Genomic DNA, 24951 nt, shown 5'->3' with positions numbered 1-24951 from the left:
ATCACCGGTTACGCCTGAGTCGTGGTCTTCTGCTTGAGGCGTTCGTAAGGTGTCTGGCCGCCAAGGCCGCCGTGCGGGCGATGGTAGTTGTAGTAGTCCTCCCACTCACGCAGCTTGTCGTTGAAGACCTCGGCGTCGTCGATGATGACGCCCTCGAGGAGCCGGTAGAACTCCTCGGCGTCGATGCGGTGAGAGCGCTCAACCTTGCCGTTCAGGCGCGGTGTTCGCGGCTTGATGTAGGTGTGGGCAATGCCCTTGTCCAATACGTGCCAGTGGAACGCAGACTGGAACTCGGCGCCGTTGTCCGTCTGGATGACCTCGACCTGGAACGGCAGGCGCTGGATGACGTAGTCGAGGAACTGGATCGCGGTCGCTTGGTTCAGCGTTGGGTAGATCCGCAGGACTCGCAGCCGGGTGCAGTCGTCGATCGCGGTGAACTGGAAGTACTTGTTGCGCCCACCGCGGCGGCCCTGAGGCATCGAGGCAAGTGGTTCGATGAACTTCACGTCGATCTGCACCCGATGGCCGGGCAGCTTCTTCTCGTACCGCTTCCATCGGCGGTCGTGGCGTTTGTACCGCTGAGAGGCCGGCAGACGGCCCATGTCCAGGCGGTTCAGGATCCGCCACACGCCCGACTTGCTGATCGTGACGTCGTGATACCGCTTGAGGTACATCGCGATCTTCTCTGGCCCGAAGTGGTAGTTCTGCCGGAGGTAGATGATCTTCCCGACTACCTCAACGTGGGTGGCGTTCGGGCTGTGCTTGGGGGCCTTCGAGCGCGTGCGCAGCCCCTCGATGCCCTCGGCTTGGTAACGGCGGTACCAGATGTAGTAGGCCTGCCGACTGATGCCGAAGTACCGGCAACTCATAGCAACGTTGCCGGTGACCTCTTCGACATGGCGTATGACGGCCAGGCGCCGCTTGGCCTCGCGATCGAGCGGGGTTGTCTTCGACATGTGGATCTCCGTAGGCGTCGGGAGACCCAGGTGTCAACGATGGTCGTCAGTTTTAGACCGACAAGGCACGCCCGCGAGCAACCCCCGCGGGCGCGGGGACGACAGGGCGGGGTGGCTCCGGCCCCCGAGGACTGCCCGAGCAACCCCGCGGGCGCGGGGACGACACTTTGTGACCTGCGGTGATGCTAGTAAGGGGGCTGGTTTTCCTTTGCCTGCATGCCGCTTCTGTGTCTTTGTTGGGGGGTGTTGTCAGTGGCGCGGTCTAGTGTGCCAGGGCGCTTGGGCGGAGGGGTGGTTTCCATGGTGGAGCGTGGGGGTTCTGTCGTCGGGCCGATGGAGGCGACGGGGTTGTCGGCCGGGGGCTGTGAACGGATGTCGCAGCTTTGGGGGAAGTCGGTGGCGAAGACCTGTGGCCGCATGCATTAGTTGCAGGGGCATCTGTTCGACACGGCAGCGGTGGAAGGGCTGATGGGGGATCAGTATCTGTTGCGGGCGTGTTAACCACGCTCCCAGAACCTGACCCCCTCAGATCATCATGTGGGGCCACTTCACGTTCCTGCGGCCAGGCAGGAGGTCTGGCACCTCTTCCATCAGCTACCAGGTGGGCTCGCCCACCATGTTCAGGGCATGTGGGTAGTGCATGGGGTCAGCGGCTTGGAGCGAGCGCGGGTCCGTGCACGCCCCGAGCGTTTGTTCGGCGGGTGTCGCGTCTCGAAGCGAGGTCGGCGGCGGCTTGATGAACGAGAGCCTGGTCGATCAGGCCGAGCCTGGTCTGCAGGTCCTGCGGGGGCCCCATGACTTCGGTCAAGGGGCAGCTGGGGTTGGTGGTTGGTAGAAGGTGCCGTTGCGGAGCATCGCGAAGAGCACGTCGGCTCGGTGTCGGGCGAGGCAGAGGATGGCCTGGGTGTGGTGCTTTCCCTGGGTGATCTTCTTGTCGTAGTAGGTGCGGGAGGCCGGGTCGGCCAGTGCGGCGAACGCGGAGAGGGGTTTCCTCTCCGTGAGGGCTGTTCGCCGCGGATGGACGACCCGGAGGTGCGGGTCGCCGGGGCGAGGCCGGCGTAGGCGGCAAGGTGGGCGGCGGACGGAAACGCGGTGCCGTCGCCGCCGTCGATGAGGATGCGGGCTCCGATCCTGACGCCGATGCCGGGCATGGACATCAGGACTTTGGAAAGAGGGTGGGCCTCCAGGAGTTCCTCGATCCGGTGGGCCAGCAGTTTGCGCTGGTCGAGCACGGCCTGGAGCGAGGAGGCGAGGCTGGGAACGATCAGCGCGGCCGCATCCGTGCCCGGGACGACAACGGTCTGCTCGTCGAGCGCGGTGAACACGTCGTCTATCAGCCGCTCCGCCATGCGGGGCGCTTTCGGCCGGATCAGGGCGACGAGTCGTCGGCGTCCGGCCTTGCGGATCTGGTCCGGCGAGCCGAACTGGTCCAGCAGCCTGAGCACGGCCGGGTGCTGCATGCGCGGGCCCAGGACCCTTTCCAGGTGCGGATGAATGTGCGTGAACAGGCCCCGCAGCCGGTTGGACAGGCGAGTTGCCTCGGACGCCAGGTCGTCGTCGAACCCCACGATCATCTGCAGCTCGGCGATCGTCTCGTCGTCGAGGTCGACCGACCGCAGCGTGTGGGGCCTCGTCCTGGCTGCGTCGGCGATGATGAATGCGTCCTTCGCATCGGTCTTGGCCTCGCCTGGGTAGAGGTCGGCGATCCGCCGCATGGCCAGGCCGGGCAGATAGGCGACATGGCAGCCGAGCTCGCCGGCGACGGCCAGGGGCAGGGCGCCGATGGAGGCGACCTGGTCGAAGATGACGAGGACGGAGCCGTGTTTGGCCTGCAGTTTGGCGAAGACCTCGCGGAGTTTGGGCTCGCTGTTGGGCAGTCTGCGGTCGAGGGTCTTCTTCCCGGCCGGAGTGAGTGCGGTGGCGTGGTGTTCGCCTTTGCCGACGTCCAGGCCGAGGTAGATGTTGATGTCGCCGGTGTCGATCACGTGGGGTGTCCTCCGGTCGTACTCGTCCGGCCCTGCCACGGCACTGATCGCCACATCCACATTACGAAGAGCCTCCCAACCTGCGGAAAGGTCGGTGGTCATGCCCCTAATCAGCGGTCTGTCAGTGCCGCCGGAGTTGGTGACACCCCCCCCAGGCCATGCACTCGACAAGGGGAGGTAGTCATGCCAACTCCGAAGGCCGGTAACCCCGTTGCGGGGCTACGAAGACGGTAATGGGGGGCCTTCGACGCTCGGGGAACCGGTGCACTCTACGAGGGCGAAGGGGACGGGGCGGTTGTCCCGTGGCTGGTTGGGAGGGTTGTCGTCTCTGGTTGTGGGAGGCTCGAGTGTCAAGGCCCTCAGCCGCGGTGAAGGTGCGGGCCTTGGCAGCGGGCCGATTCTGGAACAACTGGAGCAGCATGTACAACGATCACCGCCGGTATTTTCGTTTGATGGTGACGGGTGGCGGTACGGGTGGTCATACCTACCCTGCTTTGACCGCGGTGCGCACGCTGCAGTCCCGTCTCGCGGCACAGGGCGCCGGGCTGGATGTGGTGTGGGTGGGCGAGGCAGACAGTCTGGAGTCTCGGGTCGCGGTGGGGGAGGGGATCCGCTTCGAGTCGGTTGCGGTGGGCAAGATCCGCCGATCGAAGAACCCCATCAAACTGGTGTCCCCGGCGAACATTGCTGACATGAGCCGGGTGCCGCTGGGCGTGTTGCAGGCGAGGAAGGCGATCACCGGGTTCGGTCCGGATGTGGTGCTGGCGACGGGCGGCTATGTGGCGGTGCCGGTCGGTGTGGCGGCGACGCGGCTGTGCCGGGTTCCGTTGGTGGTGCATGAGCAGACGGTGCGGCTGGGCCTGGCGAATCGGACGCTGGCCGGAGCCGCGACGCGGGTGGCGGTGTCCTCTCCGTCCACGCTGCCGCTGTTGCCCGAGAGCGTGCGCGCTGCTGCGGTGGTCACCGGTAACCCGGTGCGGCCGGAGGTGTTCACCGGTCAGGCGCAGAAGGCCATTCATGCGCTGGGCCTGCACGGGTTCGACGCACGGCTGCCGACGGTGTACGTCACCGGCGGCGCGCAGGGTTCACAGCAGGTCAACCATCTGGTGCGGGATGTGCTGCCCTGGCTGCTGGAGCACGCCAACGTGATCCACCAGTGCGGTCCCGGCAACGTCGACGAACTGCGCCGGCAGACCGCTCAGCTGCCCGCTGCGAGTGCGGGGCGCTATCACCTGGCCGGCTACATGGGCGCGGAGTTGCCGGATGTGTTCGCGCTGGCCGATGTGGTGATCTCCCGCAGCGGGGCGGGCACGATCGCGGAGCTGACCGCGCTGGGCAAGCCGGCCGTGTTCGTGCCGCTGGCCACCTCGGCCGGCAACGAGCAGGTCCACAACGCCCGGCATCTCGCTGATGCCGGGGCGGCTGTCGCGCTGACCGGCGAGGTGACGCCCGGACAGCTGCGGGCTGCAGTGGCGCCGCTGCTGACGGATCCCGAGCGGCGGGCGGCGATGGCCGAGCGGGCGCGTGCGCATGGGCGGCCGGATGCTGCGGAGCGTCTGGTGGATGTGGTGCTGGCCGCGGCCGGCAGGTAGCCGGGCCGCGGCCCGCGGTCACGGCAGGTGCCGGTGGGCGCCCTGCTGGATGAGGTCGGCGGCGCGCGCGAAATCGTCCGTGGTGCCGTCGTAGGGGTCGGGGACGTCTTGGTCGTCGAGGTAAAAGGTGATCTTGCCGAAGACGGTGGGGTCGGCCTGCCTCCGGAGTTCGTCGAGGACCTTGTAGTCCATGGCCAGGACGACGTCGGCCCACTCCAACAGCTCCGGCGTGACCTGCGTGGCGCGGTGGCCGGCGAGGTCGAAGCCACGGGCGGCGGCGAGTTCGAGCATCTCCTCGTGGGCGGGCTGACCGGTCCACTTGTCGCTCAGGCCTGCCGACCGGGCGTCGACGGCCCAGCTTCCACGATGCTGGAGGACGCTCGCGGCGTAGGGGGAGCGGCAGATGTTGCCGAGGCAGACGGTCAGGATGTTCCTCACGGCGTCTCCGTTGCGAGGGAGCGTGCGAGGGCCGAGAGGACGTACTGGACGTCGTCTCGGTTCATGGAGGGGTGGAAGGGCAGGCTCATGAGCTGGCGTGCGGACCTCTCGGTGACGGGCAGGGGCCGGTGCCAATGTTTGAACGCCGGCTGGTGGTGGTTGGGCGGGTAGTGCACGCCGACTCCGAGGCCGCTGGCGCGGAGTGCCGCGAACACGCGGTCGCGGTCGGTGAGGTGGATGACGCAGTTGAAGGGGACGGTGTGGTCGATGTCGACGTCGACCAGGCGGACGCCGTCGAGGGCGTGCAGGCCGTCCGCGTAGGTGCGCCACAGCTCCTGCCGTTTGGCGGCGACCTTCTCGAAGTGCTCCAGCTGGGCGAGGCCGATGGCGGCGTTGAGGGCGGACATGGTGGCCCGCAGCCCGAACTCCTGGACGGTGTAGGAGGTGGTGGCGGCGCGCTGTGTCTGGCTTTGGACGATTCCCAGGGCGCGCAGGGTGCGTAGTTCCTGGGCTTCTGGCGGGGTGCGGGGGATGATGCCGCCGCCGGTACCGCAGGTCAGGTTCTTGATGGGGCCGAAGGAGAAGCAGGTCAGGACGCCTGGTCGTGCCCCGACGAAGGTGTCTTTGCAGTGGGAGCCGAAGGCGTGGGCGGCGTCTTCGACGATTGTGATGCGCTGCCGCGTGAGTTCGTCGTGAAGAGTGGAGAGATCAACCGCGCGGCCTCCGTAGAGGACGGGAACGATGGCGCGGGTTTTGGGGGTTAACGCGTCGCGGACATTCGCGGCGTCCGTGCACAGGGTGTCCGGATTGATCTCGACGAACCGGGGGTGTGCGCCGGTGGCGAGGATCGCGTGGATGGACGCGCAGAAGGTCTGCGAGGGGACGATCACCTCGTGGCCGGGGGCAACCCCTGCGGTCGTGAGGGCCAGTTGCAGTGCGGCGGTTCCGGAGGCGACCGCGACCATGTCGGGAACGCCGAGGTAGTCGGCGATGGCCTGCTCGAACCGGTCGACGATGGCGCTGTGTCCGTATTGGCCCGCCTGGAGAGCTTCGGTCAGCGCCTCGGCTTCTGGACCGTGCAGGTACGGACGGGCGTTCATGGTTACCTGGAGCGGCACGGCACCCATCAGGATGCTCCTTCAGCAGGTTCGGTGAGGCCGTGTAGGGGCGGGGGCGGCCAGGCGCCGGTAGCGACGGTCTCGAAGCATTTGGTGAGGCACACATCCGGCGTGTAGGCGAGCCGGGTGTGGTCGACCGGGAGTTCGAGGAGCCCGTTGAGGGTCTGCTCGACGAGGGCGGCGCCTGCCGCGACGGCGAGAGGGAAGCCGCCGGCGAAGCGTGCGTTGACCTCTGTCACCGTCACGCCGCCGTACGCGCACTGGAAGCCCTGGACGCAGCACGGGCCGATCATGCCGACGGCATCCAGGGTGCGTTTGACCAGGTCGGCGGCCTCGTCGTCGTGGAAGGTGCGCCCTACTACGGACAGTCCGGCCTTCACCAGGAGGCGGTGGCGCAGGATGACGGAGGCGTTGCCCGTACGGTCGACGAGGCAGTCGGCCGTGAACTCCTGCCCGAGGATGTGTTCTTGGACGACGGGGTCGGGGACGAGTTCACACAGCACGGCTGCTTGCGCGCGGGTGCGGCACACGTGCACGTTCTGGGTGCCGTGGCCCCGTCGCGGCTTGACGACGAACGGGCCGGGCACTGCGGCAGTGTCGAGCTGGTGCGGCAGCCACGTGGCGGGGGTGGGGATGCCGCGCGCGGTGAGCGCGGAGTGGAAAGCGGCCTTGTCCCCGGTCACGGTCACTGTGCCGGCATCCGGAAGCCACGTCCGCACCCCCAGGGCGGCCAGTGCCTCGCGCTGCGCGATCAGCACCGGCAGTTCCCACTCGATCGTCGATATCAACGCCTCGGGCCGCAGGCGCCGGCACACGTCCAAGAGGCGCGCCCCGAAGTCCGGGTCATCGCTGGACGGCAGGAGGCAAGGCGTCACGCCGGCCAGCACCAGGCCGCAGGCCAGTGGGTTGGCATCGGCGGCGATCACCTGGCAGCCGAGCCGGATCAGGTGACGGGCGAGGTCGAAGCCCGGCGCTCCGCCCGTTCCGGTCACCAGAACGCGCATGTTGGAGATCATCGTCACTTCTTCTCCCCGGTGTCGGTGATGCTGAGCGCAGCCATCGGCGCATCTGTGTTGCGGGATGCGGGCGCCCAGCGCTCGGGGTGAGCCCGGTACCAGTCGACGGTCTGCGCAAGACCGTCCATCAGCGACCAGACAGGCCGGTAGCCGAGGTCGTCACGCGCCTTGGACCAGTCCATGGCGTAGCGAACGTCGTTGCACTTGCGGTCCGGGACGTACGTCACCGCATTCCAGTCGGCTCCGCACAGCCGAAGGAGATGACCGGTCAGTTCCCGGCTGGTCTGGTCGGTGCCGCCCCCGATGTTGTAGACCTCGCCGGGGATGCCCCGCCGCAGGACAAGTTCGATGCCCGAGCAGTTGTCCTGGACGTGCAGCCAGTTCCGCACGTGCTGGCCCTGACCGTGGAGGGTGACCTGCTGGCCCTTGAGCAGATTCGTGATGAACAGCGGGATGATCTTCTCGGGGTGCTGCTGCGGCCCGTACTGGTTGGAGGAGCGGGTCACGCACACCGGAACGCCGTCGGTGAGGAAGGCGGAGAGGGCCAAGAGGTCGCTGGCGGCCTTCGACGAGGCGTAGGGCACGGTTGGGTTGAGCGCGCACTGTTCCGTGGCGCACCCCGTCGGCATCGGCCCGTACACCTCGTCGGTGGAAACGTGCACGAACTTGGTCACGCCGTGGCGGCGGGCGGCATCAAGGAGCGTGTGCGTGCCAAGGATGTTGGTGGTCAGGAAGGTGCCCGCTTCCAGGAACGAGCGATCGACGTGCGATTCGGCCGCGAAATGCACCACCGCGTCGTGTCGCTGCACCAGTTCGTCCACCAGGTGCTGGTCAAGGATGTTGCCGCGCACGAAGCTGAGTTTGGGCGAGGTGAGCACGGCTGCCAGGTTCTCCTTGTGCCCGGCGTAGGTAAGCGCATCAATGACGGTCAACTTGGCGACGTCCTCACACGCCAGCATCCGCGCGGCGAAATGCGAACCGATGAAACCGGCGCCGCCGGTAACCAGGATCTTTTCCATAAGCCTGACCAATCTCGGTCGAGTGATGGCCGGAGCAGGGAGGGGGCGGAGGGCTCTGGGAGGAAGGGAGCCCGCTCCGCACGGGGCACACGGGCAGCCTGCGGACAATGCCCGAGGGGACACTGAGGTCGTGCCGCGGGCTCACGTGCGCGAGCCTCGCAGGGGACGAGCCCCCGTTGGAACGCGGCCCCCTGAAGATCGCGGGCAGGGTGAGCGGGACGATCTGACATCCATGACCCGCCGGAGGAGGGCGACCTCGCGCGGTCAGGGGGCGATGAGGTTCTCGGTTCGTCGAAGCCGAGGGTGACGCCGAGACCCTTGGCGTGGACCGCTTCTGCCGCGCGCGGCTGGGCCGGGCAGTTGCGGCGGGGCCGGCGACCCTCATCGCGGCGGCCTCGGCGCACTCGGTGCCGCCTTATGTGAGCACGGTGCGGCTGAACCCGATGGTGGTGCTGAGCCAGGCGGAGCGTCGTCTCCCCGGGGCCGCGATGTCCTGGTGCCAAGAGATAACGCCTCGGCGAACTGATGCTCCGCGGTTGGTGGCACCTCCAACTCGGCCCAGACGACTTTGCCCAAGGGGTCGCGGTCGTAGCCCCATCTGGAGCTGAGGGCATCGACCAGGAGCAGGCCGCGTCCGCCCTCAGCGTCGCCGTCGGGTCTGCCCATCTCTGGTGTCTCGCGGCAGGTGTCGGCGACGGCGATACGCACCCTGCGCTCAGTCGTGCGCGTGACCAGTACGCGAACGCTGCGGCACCGGGTGTGCTCGACGGCGTTGTTGACGAGCTCAGCCACGATCTGCATGCCCGCCTCGGACATCTCGCTTATGCCCCAGGCGTTCACAGCGGCTGAGACGAGCAGGCGGGCTCGGCGAGCGGATGCCGGTTCGCACGCAAGCGTCTCGGTGTACCTGCGGGCGCCGGACGGGGTAAGTCGGGCAGCGATCATGGTCGCGGTATCCCTCCGGGGTAGGCGCCCGGCCCGACGACGGGGACGTCGGGCCGGGCTCTCCTCTGTGCCGTCGAGGAAGGGGAGCCCGGACCTCGAACAGCTGATACCGAGTCAACGACCCGGGGCTCATGAGGAACAGGAAAAGTCGTGCTCTCACTAACCGCCTTGAACCGGAAGACTTTGCGGTCGCGTGACCTGGAGTCTGGTTCGGCCAGTGCCTGCCGGTTTACCGTCGGTGCCATGGCAGCGAACGCCGTGCTCAAGCGCCGGATGGAGGAACTCGGGCTCACGCAGGACGAATTGGCTGGTCGGATGAACACCGCGCTGGCAGAGATCACCGGCAGGCCCGGCGATGTCTCGGCCCGCACGGTCCGCAACCTGCTCAACGGTACGTCCCGCCGCCCCATCGGCCGTACCTGTGCTGCCCTGGAGCGGGTGTTCGGCTGCTCTGTCCAGGACTTAGGGTTCAGCGCACCACGCACCATGCAGCATCCGCAGGAGGATCCCGTGCGGCGTCGCACTTTCATCGCCTCGGCCACCGGGACCGCATCCGCCGCGGTTCCCCTGCTCGCTCAGCGCCGCACGGTCGGGATGTCGGACGTAGCGCGGGCTGCGAAAGGAATGAACGCCCTCGTCACGGCCGATCAGCATCAAGGTGGACACACCAACCTTGAAATGGCCGCCCTCCGTGGCCGCAACCGAGTGCTGGAACTGCAGCAGCGCAACGCGAGCGAACGTGTCCGTCGGGCCCTGTACGCACTGGCCGCCGAGTACACCGACGCGGCGGCCTGGTCTTGCATCGACGCCCGCAACCTCGACCAGGCACAGAAATATCTGAACGAATCCTCCACGTACGCCGGCCTCTCCCAGGACGGACCCACCCAGATGAGTGTGTGGGTCAGCATGGCGATCTTCGCCGCCCAGCGCCGCAACTGGCCAGAGGCACTCTCAGCAGCACAGGCCGCACAAGCTTCCCCAGCGGCCCGCGCAGACCTGTTCTTCGCTTCCCTGGGGCGCATTCGCGCAGCACTCGCCTACGCGGCACTCGGCGACAGCCGCGCCGCCCTCCGCTCCCTCGGCTCCGCCCAGGAAGCCCTCGCCGCAGCCCCCGAGCGCGAACGCCCGCGCTGGACAACCTTTTACTGCCAAGCCGAACTCGACCACCTCGGGGCCATCGTCAACCACCGCAGCGGCCGCTACACCCACGCCGAAGCCATGGCCCACCGCGCCCTGGCCAAGATCCCGCCGTCCTTCCGCCGCAACCGGGCGCTGGCAACCGCCCAGCTCGCCCTCGCGCAACTCCACCAAGGAGACAGCGAACAGGCCACGGCCACAGCTGCTGACGTCTTCACTGTCATGGCCGGTACGCCGCTCCCCGGCCGGATGCGCACCCTCATCGGCGACTTCCACCGGGCTCTGTTCACTATGGCCCCCTCCGCCACGTACGCACGCGACTGGGCAGACCGTCTGCGAACAGAATGGAGCTGAATGTGATCGAGATGCGCCACTTCCGGCACGGACACCTTCCCGAAGGATTCCGGCAGCTACTTATCGATGTTCATGCCGACGCCTATGCCGACCAGATGGACGACCCGTTCAACCAGCGCTTTGACTGGTTCGTGGAGCACTGGTCGAGTGCCGAGGGATTCACGTGCGTCGTGGCGTACGACGGAGACCAACCTGCAGGCTTCGCCTACGGCGCTCCGGCCACGCCCGGCCGGGAGTGGTGGCGAGATGCCAAGTACGAGCCGAAGGCCGGTCGAACTTCCACGTACTCGGTGTCCGAACTCATGGTGCGCCCCAAGTGGCGCAAGCAGGGCATCTCCGAACGACTTCATGAAGCCCTGCTGAAGGAGCGCACTGAAGACCTAGCTGTCCTCCTGGTCGAGGTGGACCACCCCAAAGTTCAGGCGCTGTACGAGTCATGGGGCTACGTGAAGGTCGGGGAACGACAGCCCTTTGCCGACTCCCCACTGTTCGCCGTCATGGTTAAGGACCTGCCAGGCTGAGGCAGTCCAGCGGGCGTGCGCGAGGGGCTTCGAGGCGGCTGGCGAAGGGGGAGTGGAGAGCGGCGGTTCGCGGCCGGTGAAGATGCCGCACAGGGTCAGTTCGTGGCGGCAGTAATCGGTGAGGCAGCTGGTGAGCACGGTGTGAAACTCAAGCCGTTCCCCAGGATCGTGGATGAAGGGCCGAAGGATCAGCCAGGCAGATTCCGGCTGAACATGGAGGCATGTCCCACGGTCTTGGTCCGCATGGTCTTCACAGGTCGGTCCACGGGCGCGGGTCGCCTCCGGTCAGTGGTGTCCAGACCGGTGTGGTCGGGCCGTGGTGTTCGATGTCTTCGAGGATGGCGGCGCCGAGGGGTACTTCGCGGGCGAGGGTGGCGACGAGCGGGTGTTGTGCGGCCATGGCCTGCAGGTCGTTGATGCGGTCTTCCAGTCTTGCTCTGGAGGCGCCGGTGAGGATGAACAGGACGCGGGGGAAGACGGGGTACCAGCGCAGCCATGCGGGGCCGGTTGCGGGGGTTCGGCGGCGTCCGACGGGTTGTGCTTCGTAGTGGAACAGTCTGGCGTAGTCGATGAGTTTGATGGCCAGGCGTTCGCTGCTCATGGTGGTGCGGTCGACTTCGACGAACGCGCGCAGTTTCCGCCGGTGTTGGCCGTCGATGGCGGTGTAGTGCAGGACGGCGTCGGCGACGAGGCGTTCGCCTTCGCCGATGGAGTGGGCGACTTCGGGGGTCCAGTCCCATGGTCCGTGTTCGTGTCCGTGCCGGCGGGCGTCGGTGGCGAAGGGGAGGTGGGCGCGGACTACGCACAGGGTGTGCGGCGTCTTCAGGGAGGCTGCGGTGCTGGAGGTGATGGGGTAGGGCGGTCGGCCGCGCAGGAGGGGGAGGTCGCGGGTGAGTCGTACCCCGCCCGGGGTGAGGTACCAGGCGTGCGTGCGCGAGCGGTCTGGTTACTGCAGCGGGGTGAGGTCGACCAGGCGTGCGGAGCGCAGTTTGTTGAGGACGCGGGAGATGAGCTGGCGGGGGCTGTCGGGCCGCAGCATCTGCCGGAGCTGGCCGGTGGTGGCGATGCGGTGCAGGGCGAGCGCGGTCAGGACTTGCAGGCGCAGGGGTTCAGCCGGGCTGGGGGCCGGTTCAGCGGCATGAACACCTGAATGGGAACGGGTCATAGAGGCAGCCAACCTCCGTGCCCGGACCATGACCCCGACCGTGGAGGCCTGACCAAGGTCACGGCTGAGCAACGGCCGCGTGGTCGGGGCATGGTCAGGGTTGTGGTCGGGGCGACCGGCTGTGAGCCGTCGGTGCCGACGGGGCGGAAGAAGAAGATGGCGGGTCCGCAGCAGCGGGATCTGCTAGTGCGGCGCGTGGTGGCGTAGTCACGCCATGTCGGACACCGTGCGACAGACGGCCCGCAAGAGACCAACCTCAACCGGGGGCCGCGTTCACGGGGCGGTGCGCCCAGTGCCGCTCACCGCTGGGGCCCATCTCCTGGAGCGCTGGGCGGCCTGTTCGAGGATGCGCCGCCGTGTCCAGCGTCGGCGTCCGTTTTGGCGGCCGGCGTTCTCGGCGATGCCGTCGGTGGTCTTGAGCAGCGGCAGGTTGCCTTGGGAGAGGCTGCTGGAGAAGGAGCTGAGGCTTTTGTAGCCGAGGAGGGCGGCGGCCTCGCTGGCGCCCAGGAGTTCGTCCGGGTCGCCGTCGACGGGAACGTCAGGCAGGGGCGGTGCCGGTTTGGTGCCGGCGCGTCGTCCGCGGCCGGGCCGGCTCTCCAGCCAGTTCAGCAGTGTCTGGACGCGCCACTGCTGGCGGCGGTAGGGGTTGTCGGGGGTGCCGAGTTCTTCGACGACGTCCGGGTCGGGGAAGTAGCCGGGGTGGTCGCGGACGAAGGTGGTGACCTGGTTGGGGTTCTTGTAGCCGAGGAACCTGGAGGCTTCTGCCGCGTTGAGCAGCTCCTGCGGGTCACGGGCGGGCGGCTTGTACCCCTTAAGGCGGGTCGGTGTGCGGTGGGCGAACCACTCGGTGACCTCGGCGTGGTCCCACAGCCGGGCACGGCCGCGGGTGGCGACGGGTTCGGGAAAGGTCTGGCCGGCCGTGTTGTGCTCGCGGCTGGTGTACAGGCTGCTGATCCGGGCGGGTGTCAGGTCGTGTTCGGCTGCGATCTGGGCGGCGTCGGCCAGGCGGGGCTCACGGCGCGAGGTCATGGCATAACCGTCCTTCCTGTCAGCAGTGTGCCGGCCAGCCCGGCGCACAATGCAAATAATGGCAGAAGTCTAGGGAGGGGTCCAGCCCGCGACTTGAGATTCTTCCCAGTGGCCGCGCTGGCGGCGCCCCTCCTATTCCTCGGGGAGCAGGTAGATGCCGCGGCACGCGGCAGCCTCGGCCATCTGCGTGTACGCGATGGCAGCCGGCGTCATCTCCCACTCGGCCAAGGCCAACAGCAAGATCACTTCGGTGCGGTCCTGGGTGGTATCGCAGGGCATACCGGAGGCATCCGCGGCGACCATCAGCTCCGCAGTGGCCAGCCCCTCGAGATGCACTGCCACCTCCCAATGCAGCTCCCGCAGGCCCTGCTGGTACAGCTCGTTCGCCTCGCCCAGGAGCAGCAGCAGGTCCTCGCCGTGGCTGGACGGTGCTGCTGCAGTGAGATCGAGGATGCGCTGGGTGGTCGTCGTCATCATGAGAAGTATCCCTCCAAGGGTCGGTGAGCGGTGTGGTGGTGGGTGGTGTGGTGGTCAGTGGCAGCCGTCGCACCCGGCGGCGCTGTGCAGGATCTCGCCCGGCCCGGTGCGGGCCCCTGAGTCCCATGTGGGCGGCTTGAGCAGGGCGGCGTGGACGTCGCGTTCCATCCGCTCGAAGTCCAGCGGGGGTCGAAAACACTGCGCCTGCCCCCTGCTCGAACCGGGAGGTCCCCTCCAAGGATGGGCCGGCACGGGCACTCCGGACGAAACATTCGAGTACTTCAACCTGCTTCCAAATCCCCAAGCGACTGAATTCCGGGGCGAGTTGCCGCTACGCTGAGTATCTATCTCGCTACTCACCGAAAGGGTGGTCATAGGGGTATGGGGGGAAGCGTGCAGGACGCGGGACGCATGGACGGCTCGGACGAGCGTCTGGTCCTGCTCGACGTGGACGGGCAGCGCGTCTACATGGCCGTACAAGAGCTGGACAGCAGGTACGGCGACGAGCGGGAGGTCTCGGGGCGGGTTCGGCGGCGACTGGACGAGGCCCTGGAAGGGCTGACAAGCACTGCACGGGCCGTGGTGACCCAGCTGCGGCAGAGCGAAGCCACGCGCGTGCGGGTCCAGTTCGGCTGCGAGTTCGCGCTCGAATCTGGATCTGTCGTCGCCGTGGTCGGCAAGGCGCGCACCTCCTCGGCCTTCACGGTGGAGCTGGAATGGGAGCAGCCGCCGACTCCGTGATCCCGGCCGAACTGACCGGCTGGGAGGGACTCCTCAAGGCGGCGACCTTACGGCTCGAACCGCCCTCTGGTGACGTCGGCACCGGATTTGTCATCGCCGACGGCTTGGTGGCGACCTGCGCACACGTCGTCGCCAAGAACGAGCGCACGCTGCCCAAGCGGATACGCGGCAAAGTCGTCGCCCTCGACCGAGAACTCATCCTGGAGCCCGTGCCCGGCTCGTATGTCCGGGACCGGGACGGCGGTCTCGACCTCGTATTGCTGCGCATCGTCGAACCCTCCGGCAGCCCTGCCCCACCCCTTCAGCCGGTTCTCACGTCGAACAAGGTCGAGATCGGCGACGATCTGTGGACGTACGGCCATCCGGTCCGCGGCTTCTTGGGCCAGACCGCCACCCTGCGCTACCAGGGCACGGATCGGCGCAGCGACCGGCCGGGCGGGCCCTGGCTGCCGCACGCGGAGGGGCTCGTGGGCGAGGGATGCAGCGGCAGCGCCGTGATCAACCTCCGTACCGGCGCGGTGTGCGGCATGGTGAGCACCTCCAACCTCAGCACCAGCGTCCATCTGGTGCCGGTGGCGGAGATCCTGGCGCGCTGCCCCGCGGGAGCCGACCGGACGGCCGTCAAAGGCGAATGGCCGTGGCGGCTGAACCCCGGCCAACTGGAAGCCGGTGGCTGGCGGCAGCCGACCGCTCTGTTGCTGGACTATCTGAAGGGCGCCAGGAAGGCGGCCGACGGACAGCACCCGTATCCGATGATCGAGGGAGAGCCGCCCAGGACCCTGTCCATGGTCTACGTCAGTCCGAGCGTCGGCTCGGAGGAGTCCGCCGAGGAACCGGGCCCCTCGGGGAACGAGCGGATCCCGGCCGAGGATCTGTTCCAGCTCGACCAGGACATCCTGCTGATCGGTGCCCCCGGCGCGGGCAAATCGAGCCTGCTCCGGCACGCTGTCACCGAGTTAGCTGCCCGGTGGAAGCCCCCGGACTGGCACGACCTGGTTCCCGTCCGAGTGGACGCCCGGGACTTGGACAAGGACTTTCCGCTGGCCGCGATCGCCGAAGCCGTGGACACTGAGATCCTGCCACCCTCTGCTAGCGGCTGGCCTCGCGAGTGGTTCAAAGGACCCCCGGTACCGGCCACGCGCTGGCTGATCCTTGTCGACGGGCTCGACGAGGTCGGTGGCCCGCAGGCCCGCGAGAGGGTCATCCAGAGGATCACCGCACTGCGCGAGCTGAGTGTGGGCGACAATTATCGCTTCCTGGTGACGACGCGGCCCCTGCCGACCGAGGAGCTGCCCCCCAATCTGCGCCGGTTCGACCTGCTGCCACTGGACCCGCGTCAGCTGTCCGACTTCGCCACCCGCTGGCTGACGGCTCTGAAGGTTCGCCAGCCAGTGGACGCGGCGGCTCTCTTCCTGGAGCGTCTCGAAGCCTCCGGGATGACGGAGCCGGCCAGGACGCCGCTGATGGCGTCCATGCTGTGCCAGCTGTTCAAGGCAGACCAGGACTTGCCGCTGCCGCGCGGTCGCAGCGCCGTATATCGGAAGTTCGTCACAGCGGTCCAGGGCCGGAAACGCTGGAAGCGGAGCGACAGCCCGTGGCCCCAACTGCGACAAGCCGCCATCGAGGAGTACAAAGACGTCGGTGACGCGGCACTGACCGGTCTTCGCGATGCGTTGCCCGATCTGGTCCAGCGTCTCGCCTACGAACGCCACTACGGCAGCAAGGAATCGGCCGTGCAGCTCCTGACCAAGTGGTCGGCCGAACTCGGCCACAAGGGACTGTCGGAGGAGGAATGGGCCGACCTGCGCGGCGTCGCCCTGCCCGAACTCCTCCGTGCCGGCGGGCTCCTGCGCCAGCGGCGCGACGACTTCGTCTTCATCCACCAGACCTTCGCCGAGTACCTCACAGCGCGATGGATCGCCAAGGACACCCAACGCAGCACCAAGGAGTTCCGCCGGGTCTTTGGCCACGACCCACGATGGCCCGCCTGGGCCCTGGGCCTCGCGCGCGACTCCGATCCGGCAGCGACCTCCGTGGTCCGCTTCCTGGTCGACGCCTGGGGGCAGGAGGAGCAACGCGGACTCCAGTCGACGCTCCGCCGACTTGCGGTGCGGAACGGAGGCGCGACCCTCATCGCCACCCTCGTCGCCGACGGCTCGAAGGTCGACGAGGAAGCTCGGGACACAGCCGTATCCGTGCTCCACGACGCTGCCCTTGACCTGGACCACGAGGCAGCGGTGGCCCTGGCCCGGATGGGGGACGAGCGGGGCGTCAAGATCCTCGCCGAAACGGCGGAACAGCACCGCAGCCTGGACTATCGTCTGAACGCCGCACGTGGTCTCGCCGACCTCGGCGACCCGCGTGGCATTAAGGCGCTGCGGGCCATGGCGGCCGACTCCACCGGACGGGGCACCATCGCGGCCGCCGAAGAACTGGTGCGACGAGGCGACCCGTACGGGACCAGTGTCCTCGTCAGGATCGCGAGGGGCCCCGAGGACGCTGCGGCGCTCTGGCTCGAAGCCGCCAGGACCATGCTCCGGCTTCAGCTCTCGAAAGGCACCGAAGTTCTGCTGGCCCGGCTCACCGACACCGGCGCATCGAGCAGCGCGCGGATCCAGGCGGCCCAGCACTTGGACGGACGACATGCCGGGACGATCGCGGAGACGCTGACGGAACTGATCCGTGGCGGACCGCCGCCGGACGACTCCCTCAGGGCCCTCAGCCTGCTGCCGTCGCTCTTTCACCGCAATCCGCAGGGGGACGCCGTGCTCGGCGGCCTGGCCGAGGATCCGCGGCTGCCCGTGCGGGTGCGGATCGAGGCGGCACGGTCCGTCCACGACGCCGAGCGGCGCGAGCGGCTGCTGATGGCCGCAGTTGCGGATCCCGACGCGACTTCCGCACTGAAGTTGCAAGCCCTGGAACACCTACCGGCCGTGAAGGGCCGCCACATCACGGACATGCTGCTGTCGATCGTCAACGATCACTCCGTCTCGATCGACGTCCGGTGCTCCGCCGCGCACCGGCTGCCGTCGTCCCCCGAACCCCGGGCCAGGATCCAAGAGGCTCTGACGGCCCTGCTGACCCACCCTGAACTGCCTCAGCGCCGACGCAGCGCGCTGCTGGAATACACGGCTTCCTGGTGGCTTCCCCCAGCCGCCGGAGGACTCCACGCACCGGACACATCGCCCTGGTGGTCCGTCACGGTCAGCACGATGATCACCGATGGCCCACGGGACGAGGGCGAGTGCCGGGAACTCATCACGCAGTTGGGCCACGCCGGGGCCTGGTCCCAGCTGACGCTGCTGGCCGAGACCCAGCCCCTCTCCGGCAGGCTGCGTCTGCTCGCCGCACGCCGGGCCACGGCCATCACCGCCCGGCAGGGCCCCCGGGGCGATGTGAGACTCGCCCTCGCACGGAGTCTGAGCCTTGATCCGCGCTATCGCCTTCTGGCTTTCGGTGAGGTCGCGTGGGACGTGAGCGTGCGCATGGCCGTCCGCTCGGCCGACCTCACGCGGGTCGTCGCAGACGGCCTGACCGAGTTCGCGCGGGTCGTCGTGGACGCGGTGCGCACTGCGGTCGACTGGGTGCTGACCGCGCTGATCCGGCTGCCCTTCATCGCCCTTCTCGCCGTCCTGCCGTTCGCCGTGGCGGTGGCGGCCAACGCGTTCGGGACCGCCTGCATGGCCCCGGACCCGCCCGAGGACTGGAAGTTGCGGGTGTACTTCGGGGTGACCGCCCTCCTGGTCACCACGCTGTATCTCGGGGCTAGCGGGACCTGCGGAATGAGGCGAAAGGGACGCAAGGTCATTCTGTACGGCCTGCTGGCGGGGGCCGGATTCGGTCTGCTACGGCTGCCGGAACCGGCGATCCTCAACGACATGGGCACGTATCTCGCGGCGGTGATTCCCTGGGACAGACCCTGGCAGATCTGATGCCTCCTGATCACCAGATACGACGCGAGTCCTCCGCCTCCCTCTCCCGCGCATCATGGCCAGCCTGTACAACCTCGCCATCGGCGTCCACCGTCAGGACGGCCACACCAACATCGCGGCCGCCCTACGTCACGCGACTGGCGAAGGCCCCTGACCGCCCTCGGCCTCACCGGATGAATCCGGACAGACCTCGATCATGCAAGGGACCCTGCGCCCAGATCTACGCCGAATACGCTGAACCGCAGCTGGCCGTCAGCACCCCGGGTTCGTGTCAGCTCCATCCCCAAGTCAACGGTGATTTCACCGATTTCGAACCGCACACCCTTATCGCCCGCCCCTTGCGGATCATCGATCCGCGCCTGTGCTTCGGCTATCTGGCTCCGCAACAACGCCACCGCATCCGCCAGGTCCAACCAGTCCTCACCTGCACCGCCCGAACTCATTGTCACCGCCCCTGCGTTTTGCTCCGCAAGCACTTGCAGACACTTTGCTTCCGCCTCCGGCATCGGCCCCGCGCAGGCGCCGCCGTTGTTTACGACTACCAAAACCTGTTTGCCCATAGGGCGGATTCGCAAAGACACCACGACGTGAGGCTGCCTAAGGGCTGTCCCGTAAATGATCTATGGCATGCCGACTGACCAGCGGTGCTGCCCCTCACCCTGTGAGGGTGAGGTTGTGGAGGCGAGCGATGCCGAGCATGGCGTGGTGGACGCCCTCGTCCTTGAGGCGGCAGTCGCGGAGGATCTTCCACGTCTTCATGTGTGCGAAGGCATGCTCGACGCGGGCGCGGACCTTGCGGTGGGAGGCGTTGTGCTCCTCTTTCCATGTCGGTAGTTCGGCCTGGTCGCGTTCCCGGCGGTGAGGGATGACCAGGCCGGTGCCGCGGTAGCCGCCGTCAGCGATCACGGTTGTCCTGCCGACGGCGGCCTTCGCCCCGGACAGTTCCCATGCCTTGCAGTCGTTGCGGTTACCCGGCAGGGGCCGGCCGACGGCGACGACGCGCCGGGTGTCGGCGTCGATGACGATCTGGTGGTTGGTGGAGTATCGGTAGTTCTTCGATCGCTCGGCGATGTTGTGGTCGCGGGTGGGGACCAAGGTGCTGTCCACGATCAGCACGGCATCCTTGCGGAACCGCCGGCGCTGGCGCAGTGCGAGGGCGGGCCCGAGGTGGTCGATGACGCGGTCGGCGGCCGACTTCTCCCGAACAGGAGGGCGAGCTGTCGCAGTGTCATGTTGGTCCGCCAGTACGCGATGACCAGTAGCACGCGGTCCTCCAGCGGGAGACCCCACGGCCGTCCCTTGCGTACCGGGACCGCGCCTTCCTTGCGTAGAGCGGTGATGAGCGTGCCGAACTGCTGCGGGCTCAGCCCGGTGAACGGTCTTATCCAGCGGGGCTCCGATGCCGTGATCACGGCGAGATCATCTCCCGGCCCCGAGGAGCCGTGCTGAGCTACGGGATGTCGGGGTACTGAGGGCGCTTCCGTTTGAGCTTGGCCAGGTCACTGAGATCGATGCCCGTGGCCTTGGCATACTGCCTGGACCAGTCGGCGACGGCCTGTCGGAACAGGTAGTCGGGGCGGCGAGCCACCGGCTCCTCGCCGCGGTTCCGCAACTTAGCGACAGCGGCCCGCTCCAGATCCTGATCACCGCACTGACGAGCCAGAAGGATGGCTTTCGCAAGTCGTGACGGCTCGTTGTTGGCTGGCGCGAACGACCAGAGCCCGTCCCGGTGAACATGGGTGTCCGCCAGGAGCAGCAGTCCCAGGTCGTGGGAGTCGCGGACGAAGCGCAGGGACGGCGGCCCGTAGTAAGTGACGTTGGCGGAGACTTCAGAGGCGAGCGGAGCACTGCCCGCCGGCCAGGGATAGCAGGCAGCGGGAGGAATGTCAGTCGGACCTGCGTCGCCGGACGGCGACTGGTGGTCGATCCGGATGCCCACTCCGCCAAAGCCGTCCATCCGGTCACCGAGACCGCAGTGGTCCGTGTGCACCATCCAGCCGAAGAGCGACCGGTCGTAACGGTCCTTCCAGATCGAAAGCGTGGTGCACAGGCTTCCCCGGACGAACTCCAACTCGCCGCCGTCGATGCTGGTAGGGGCCATCCCGAGCAGCTCAACAAACTGCTCGGCCATCCTTCGTACCGTCCACGGTCGCGTCACGAGGGCATGGTAGGTGCTGCCCACGACGCGCTGACCGACCGGAGCACCAGCGCTCCTGGCAGCTCACCCGCAACTCGAAGATCGATTACGGGACAGCCCTTAGCGTTCGATTTGGTAACGGCTTTGGGAGATGACGGCCTGGCGGAGTTTGGCGGTGAAGTCTGGTGTGCGCGCGATGCGGTCGACACCGCCGGCCTTGCTCTGCCGCAGGGCGCTCTTGAAGTTTTGTTCCAGAGTGCCCGCCATACGGGACATGAGGTCATCGGTGAGATGTAGAAGATCGATGTTGAGCAGGTCCCGCAGGGTGGGCTGCCTCAGCCGAGTGAGCGTGTGGGCGGACATGGCTGCCAGCGGGTAGAGCCAGTTCTCCAGAGTTTCTCCCAGCAGCGGGCGGTCTTCGGCGTACGGAGCAAGGAAGGCTCGTAGGCGGGTGTGGACGTCCAGACAGAGGCGGTAGATGTCCAGGTCGTGGCGAGAGGAGAAGATCTGAGAGTAGTGCTGGTCGTCCAGCAGCAGTGCGTCCGAGTGTCGCAGCGCGGTGTGCGGCTCGCGCTGGACGAAGGCGGTGAACTCCCGAGCCAGCCGGGTCATGCTGACGACCCGATCGAGAGGGAAGCCGAGGTTGCGGTAGTAGCTGGCCCGGCGTTCGTAGTAGTAGCCACCAGCGTGGCCCAGGCTCTCTTCGATATCTTTCTGGATTGCCTCGGTGGCTCGCAGGGCGCCCGCCGGCAGCTGTGTCTGGCTGTTCGTAGCCCGGATGATGCGGTCGCGGGCGGTGCCGGACTCGGGTGCGACCACGATCTTGACCAGCAGAGAGCGATCGCGGTGCTGGCCGCCGCTTTGGAAGTAGCTGTAGATCTCATGACTGGTCTGCAGGCCGTTGACGATCTGCGGCTCTTTGACGACGATCCTTTTGCCTGCGATCTGGGCGGCGTCGGCGACGACGGTGACGCCGTTGTTGAACCACCAGAAGTCCTCGCCCGTGCCGGACTTGAGTGTCTCGCCGATGGCGTTGTTCACCGCGGTGGACCCGGCGTAGTCACGCACGTTTGATTCGAACAACTCCAGGCGCAGGGCTTCGTTGTCCGAGGTGATGAAGCGGTAGTACTCGTCCAGACGGGCCAGACATACGTATCCCTCGCCGAGGGAGGTGCTCATCGGGGTTTCGGTGAACACCAACTGAGCGACGGCCTTGGCGCCTCGGGCGGTGCGTTCGCGGAGATCAGCGGCGTTGAGGTACTCCAGATCTGCCTTGGTGTCCGAAGTGATTTTTGAGAGCTCGCGCCGCAGCCGGTCTCCCTTGGCCTTCACATTGGGGTGCGGCGTCTCGGCGGCCTTGTTCGCGTAGATCACCTTGATGCGTACCTGCGGGAAGGATGACGCCAGCTCTTCGAGGATGTGCAGGAAGCGCCGTGTACGGTCTAGAAGCTTGGCGTTAGTGTGTGCGACCAGGTCATCTTCATCCCGGCTCATGTCCAGCAGAGTGGGCAGGTGGAAGTGGAGCTTCTCGACCACGGTCTCCTGGTAGCCCGTCGAGGTCTTGGCTTGCAGGATCACTAATTCGATCTTGCCGGCGCGCGACGGCAGGAACTGATGGGCGTCAGCAGTGACGTAGCGCTCGTCAACGAAGGTCCAGATGCCGTCGATGCCGCAGTCGTGGGCACCGTCAACGATGCCGTCCATGATTTCGTCGTTGTCGAGGTCCCAGTCCTGCAGAGCCTTGTCGGCAGCGAAGAAGGTGAAGAAGTCGTCCCTGCTCTTGTCCGGTGCCAACTTCCGGTGCTGGTCCTCCAGGATGCGGTCGAGCAGTCGCTGGTCGTTGTTCTGTACGGATGTCATACAGCACCGCCCCCCACCAATGCGTCAAACCCGGACAACGATGTTGGCAGGCTCATGCGGTTGTGAACAGCCCGCGTACTGCGGAGAGTTATGGAGAACCGAACCGCTGTTCTTGCGTGCTAAGGGCGGTCCCGTAAATGATCTCCGAGACACCGCGGGGTGGGTCACCGTGCGGCCCTTGCCTATCCGACGAGGGCAAGGTTGTGCATGCGGGCGATGCCGAGCATCGCGTGGTGGACACCGTCCCCCTTGAGGCGGCAGTCGCGGAGGATCTTCCAGGTCTTCATGCGGGCGAAGACGTGCTCGACCCGGGCCCGGATCTGCTTGTGGGAGATGCTGATCAGCCGCCGGGCGAGCTGGTGGGGGCGGCCGATGTCGACGCGCTCGGTGGAGCGCTTGACCGGTCGGCGCCTGCCGTCTTCTGCCAGCAGGAACAGGCGCCGCACGTGGTAGAGCGCCCAGGGCATGTCGAGTTCGCGCTCGAACGCCTTCAGACATGCCCGGTCGCGGGGCTGGGTCGGGTCGAAGAGCTCCAGGAGGGTCTTGCGGCCGTAGAGCTTGGCGTTCGGGTTGAGGCTCATCGCCGTGTACTCCAGGCGCAGCACCTCGCCGGCGATGTCGGGGTGGGAGCGCATGCGCTCCATGTGGGCGGGCAGCGCGCCCATGGAGGCGGAGAAGCAGCAGAACGTGCAGTACGACTTCGGCCAGTGCACGCCGAACCGCTCCAGCAGGTAGGCCTCGCACTGCTGACGGTGCCAGCCCCAGTCGATGAGCGGGAACTGTCCGGTACGCCCGGGCATCTTCGAGGTGACCTGGTCGCCGAGGCGGCGGCCTTCCTCGTCGGCGTTGAAGCCCATGATCTGCCGGAACGGACGCCCGCCGAAGACCTGCTTGAGCCACCAGTCACCGACGTCGCCCTTGGCCCACAGGGAGCATTTGCGGGTGCCGGCGACCTGGGGCACCGTGCCGACGGACTCCTGGTCGTCCCACAGCGTCCACGGGCCGCGGGCGAAGAGCTTTTCGGGGCGGTGGGAGTCGTCCAGGATGGTGAACCCGTCGGACTGGAGGTGCCCGTTGCGCGCCAGTTGGACGAAGCGCATGCCGTTCTCGCGCAGCAGCGGGAGCATGAACTCGTCGGCCAGGAGCCGGGTTTCGGGCCACTCGCTGCCGGTGGCCATGTAGAGGACGGCGGTGCGGTCGAGGTCGATGCCGTGCGCGTCCGGGGCGGTGAGCATCTTGGCGAGGTAGGCGGTGGAGTCGGCGCCCAGGCCCCAGTTGATGATGGTGTCGAGGTCGTCGTCGGCGGCGCTGAGGCCTGGCAGTGCAGGGGCGTACGTCGTACGGGACATGGCGGCTCTCACTCCTCGAGGGGCCGGTCGGTCAGCCGCTGGGCGGAGACGATGAGAAGGCGGTCATCGGCGGGCCACGGGTCGCAGGACTCCCAGGGGTCGCCCTGGGACAGCACCACCACCTCGCCGGGCGCCGTGACGAGGCAGCACACGCCGCAGCCGCACGATGGGTCGAAGGGCTCGGGGTGGGCGATGTAGGGGGTGGTGAAGTAGTCGGCTCTCTCCTCGCCGACCGCGGCCAGGAGCAGGTCGCCGTGCGCGACGTCGCGGGCGCGGGCCACGCGCGCGTGCGGCAGAGCGAGCGGGAGACGGGGGTCAAGGCTGCTGACGGCGAGCTGCTTGTCGATGAGGCGGGCGTTGCCGCTGGAGCGGACGTCGCCGGTGGCGGGCGCGGCGAGCAGGGGCCGGTGGAGGCCGACCGCGGTCTCGGCTGTGTACATCGCCACGACGTGGTCCAGGGCCTCGACGAGGATCACCGCCCGGGCGAGCGCGGCCAGCAGGACGGCGCTGGCCTTCAGCGTCGCGCCGCTGGCTTCGGTGCCGGGCCGGTAGAGGCTGACGGCCGCACCGCCGCTGTCGAGGACGGAGCGCAGCAGCGGGGCGTGCGTGTGTGGGTGGGCGCCGTCCAGGCCGCGCGGCAGGACGGCGAGGGACGCGGCGCCCGTCTCGGCGGCGGCCTGGTGGGCGGTGGAGTCGATGCCGTAGGCGAGCGTGGCGGTGACTGTGTGATCGGCCTCGGCGAGGGCGGTGGCGAAATCGTGCGCGCGGGTCACGGCCTGCTCGGTGGGGACCCGGTTGCCGGTCACGGCGACGGCACTGCCGGTCAGCCGCGGCAGGTGTTCGCGGCCGCGGACCCACAGGCCCGGCGGGCACGCGGGCCCCAGATCAGCGAGGGCGGTGGGCCACTCCTCATCCGAGGGGATGATGAACCTGCAGGTCAGCTCTGCTTGGGCGAGTTCCTCGCGCGGCCGGTAGGAGGAAAGGAGCCCGCTGCCGTCGCCGCCGAGGCGGCGGTCCCACACCTCGGCCGCGGTGTACTCGTTGAGGTCGGCGGCGAGTTGGCCGGGCGCGAAGTGGGCGGCGAGCGCGGCGCGTGCGGCTCGTTCGGACAGGGCGGGTGTGGGCATGAGAGGCCGGCCTTTCGGGCAGGGCGCGGCACCGGCAGGCGAACCGGTGCCGC

Annotated in this window: 17 protein-coding genes and 4 pseudogenes; 5 read left to right on the top strand and 16 right to left on the bottom strand. The window is 67.7% G+C overall.

Annotated elements, in window-relative coordinates; all coding sequences use genetic code 11:
• Positions 1–8: 8 nt before the first annotated feature.
• Positions 9–956: an IS481 family transposase gene (locus EJC51_RS00230; protein ID WP_126269125.1), complete on the bottom strand. Its 948-nt coding sequence runs from the start codon at positions 954–956 to the stop codon at positions 9–11.
• Positions 957–1760: 804 nt separating this feature from the next.
• A pseudogene (locus EJC51_RS00220) lies at positions 1761–2941 on the bottom strand (IS110 family RNA-guided transposase).
• 419 nt (positions 2942–3360) lie between these two features.
• Between EJC51_RS00220 and EJC51_RS00215 the strand changes: the two are divergent.
• Positions 3361–4533 (top strand): UDP-N-acetylglucosamine--N-acetylmuramyl-(pentapeptide) pyrophosphoryl-undecaprenol N-acetylglucosamine transferase, encoded by a 1173-nt coding sequence (locus EJC51_RS00215; RefSeq protein ID WP_126276726.1) that lies wholly within the window; start codon positions 3361–3363, stop codon positions 4531–4533.
• Between the two features lie 18 nt (positions 4534–4551).
• Here the strand turns inward: EJC51_RS00215 and EJC51_RS00210 are convergent, their stop codons facing one another.
• From EJC51_RS00210 to EJC51_RS00190, 5 genes are all read right to left on the bottom strand, one after another.
• On the bottom strand, positions 4552–4971 hold the full coding sequence (locus tag EJC51_RS00210) for a low molecular weight protein-tyrosine-phosphatase (RefSeq protein WP_126269124.1): 420 nt from the start codon (positions 4969–4971) through the stop codon (positions 4552–4554).
• Positions 4968–6098, bottom strand: coding sequence for a DegT/DnrJ/EryC1/StrS family aminotransferase (locus EJC51_RS00205; RefSeq protein ID WP_126269123.1), 1131 nt, complete (start codon positions 6096–6098; stop codon positions 4968–4970). Before EJC51_RS00205 ends, EJC51_RS00210 begins: the two co-directional genes overlap by 4 nt.
• Entirely contained in the window at positions 6098–7105 is a 1008-nt protein-coding gene (locus EJC51_RS00200; RefSeq protein ID WP_244362269.1) for an ATP-grasp domain-containing protein, read from the bottom strand. The genes EJC51_RS00205 and EJC51_RS00200 overlap by 1 nt, the downstream gene beginning before the upstream one ends.
• Before the next feature lie 2 nt (positions 7106–7107).
• Positions 7108–8124, bottom strand: coding sequence for a dTDP-glucose 4,6-dehydratase (gene rfbB / locus EJC51_RS00195; protein ID WP_126269122.1), 1017 nt, complete (start codon positions 8122–8124; stop codon positions 7108–7110).
• 381 nt (positions 8125–8505) lie between these two features.
• Entirely contained in the window at positions 8506–9069 is a 564-nt protein-coding gene (locus EJC51_RS00190) for an ATP-binding protein (protein ID WP_126269121.1), read from the bottom strand.
• Positions 9070–9312: 243 nt separating this feature from the next.
• Here EJC51_RS00190 and EJC51_RS00185 point away from each other — a divergent pair, with 243 nt between their 5' ends.
• A complete protein-coding gene (locus EJC51_RS00185; RefSeq protein WP_126269120.1) occupies positions 9313–10560 on the top strand; it encodes a helix-turn-helix domain-containing protein in 1248 nt (415 codons plus the stop codon).
• Positions 10561–10571: 11 nt separating this feature from the next.
• Positions 10572–11081, top strand: coding sequence for a GNAT family N-acetyltransferase (locus EJC51_RS00180; RefSeq protein ID WP_425276834.1), 510 nt, complete (start codon positions 10572–10574; stop codon positions 11079–11081).
• 250 nt (positions 11082–11331) lie between these two features.
• Here EJC51_RS00180 and EJC51_RS00170 read toward each other — a convergent pair.
• The 3 genes and pseudogenes from EJC51_RS00170 to EJC51_RS00160 form a co-directional block, all read right to left on the bottom strand.
• A pseudogene (locus tag EJC51_RS00170) lies at positions 11332–12246 on the bottom strand (replication-relaxation family protein).
• A gap of 273 nt (positions 12247–12519) precedes the next feature.
• Positions 12520–13275 carry a hypothetical protein gene (locus tag EJC51_RS00165; protein ID WP_126269117.1) on the bottom strand — a complete coding sequence of 252 codons (756 nt, stop codon included), beginning with the start codon at positions 13273–13275 and terminating at the stop codon, positions 12520–12522.
• 132 nt (positions 13276–13407) lie between these two features.
• Positions 13408–13752 (bottom strand): hypothetical protein, encoded by a 345-nt coding sequence (locus EJC51_RS00160; protein ID WP_126269116.1) that lies wholly within the window; start codon positions 13750–13752, stop codon positions 13408–13410.
• A 381-nt stretch (positions 13753–14133) separates the two neighbouring features.
• Between EJC51_RS00160 and EJC51_RS00155 the strand changes: the two genes are divergently transcribed.
• Entirely contained in the window at positions 14134–14493 is a 360-nt protein-coding gene (locus EJC51_RS00155) for a CU044_2847 family protein (protein WP_126269115.1), read from the top strand.
• Positions 14469–18425, top strand: a complete 3957-nt coding sequence (locus EJC51_RS00150; RefSeq protein ID WP_126269114.1) for a trypsin-like peptidase domain-containing protein — start codon at positions 14469–14471, stop codon at positions 18423–18425. The genes EJC51_RS00155 and EJC51_RS00150 overlap by 25 nt, the downstream gene beginning before the upstream one ends.
• 194 nt (positions 18426–18619) lie before the next feature.
• Here EJC51_RS00150 and EJC51_RS00145 read toward each other — a convergent pair whose 3' ends face one another.
• The 6 genes and pseudogenes from EJC51_RS00145 to EJC51_RS00120 all read right to left on the bottom strand — a co-directional run bounded on the left by EJC51_RS00145 (position 18620) and on the right by EJC51_RS00120 (position 24898).
• Positions 18620–19009 carry a trypco2 family protein gene (locus tag EJC51_RS00145; RefSeq protein ID WP_166682788.1) on the bottom strand — a complete coding sequence of 130 codons (390 nt, stop codon included), beginning with the start codon at positions 19007–19009 and terminating at the stop codon, positions 18620–18622.
• Between the two features lie 70 nt (positions 19010–19079).
• Positions 19080–19837 (bottom strand): annotated as a pseudogene (locus EJC51_RS00140) (transposase).
• 38 nt (positions 19838–19875) lie between these two features.
• On the bottom strand, positions 19876–20556 hold the full coding sequence (locus EJC51_RS00135) for a hypothetical protein (protein ID WP_126269112.1): 681 nt from the start codon (positions 20554–20556) through the stop codon (positions 19876–19878).
• Between the two features lie 126 nt (positions 20557–20682).
• The gene (locus EJC51_RS00130; protein WP_126269111.1) at positions 20683–22422 is read right to left on the bottom strand and encodes an AIPR family protein; all 1740 of its coding nucleotides are present in this window, start codon (positions 22420–22422) and stop codon (positions 20683–20685) included.
• Between the two features lie 182 nt (positions 22423–22604).
• Positions 22605–22754 (bottom strand): annotated as a pseudogene (locus EJC51_RS48140) (transposase); the annotation flags it as partial.
• Between the two features lie 1025 nt (positions 22755–23779).
• Positions 23780–24898, bottom strand: coding sequence for a DNA-processing protein DprA (locus EJC51_RS00120; protein WP_126269109.1), 1119 nt, complete (start codon positions 24896–24898; stop codon positions 23780–23782).
• Positions 24899–24951: the final 53 nt, after the last annotated feature.

Source organism: Streptomyces aquilus (genome assembly GCF_003955715.1).
GTDB classification, from domain to species: domain Bacteria; phylum Actinomycetota; class Actinomycetes; order Streptomycetales; family Streptomycetaceae; genus Streptomyces; species Streptomyces aquilus.
The sequence above is the reverse complement of the archived record's forward strand: the minus strand, read 5'-3'. Positions and strand labels throughout refer to the sequence as shown.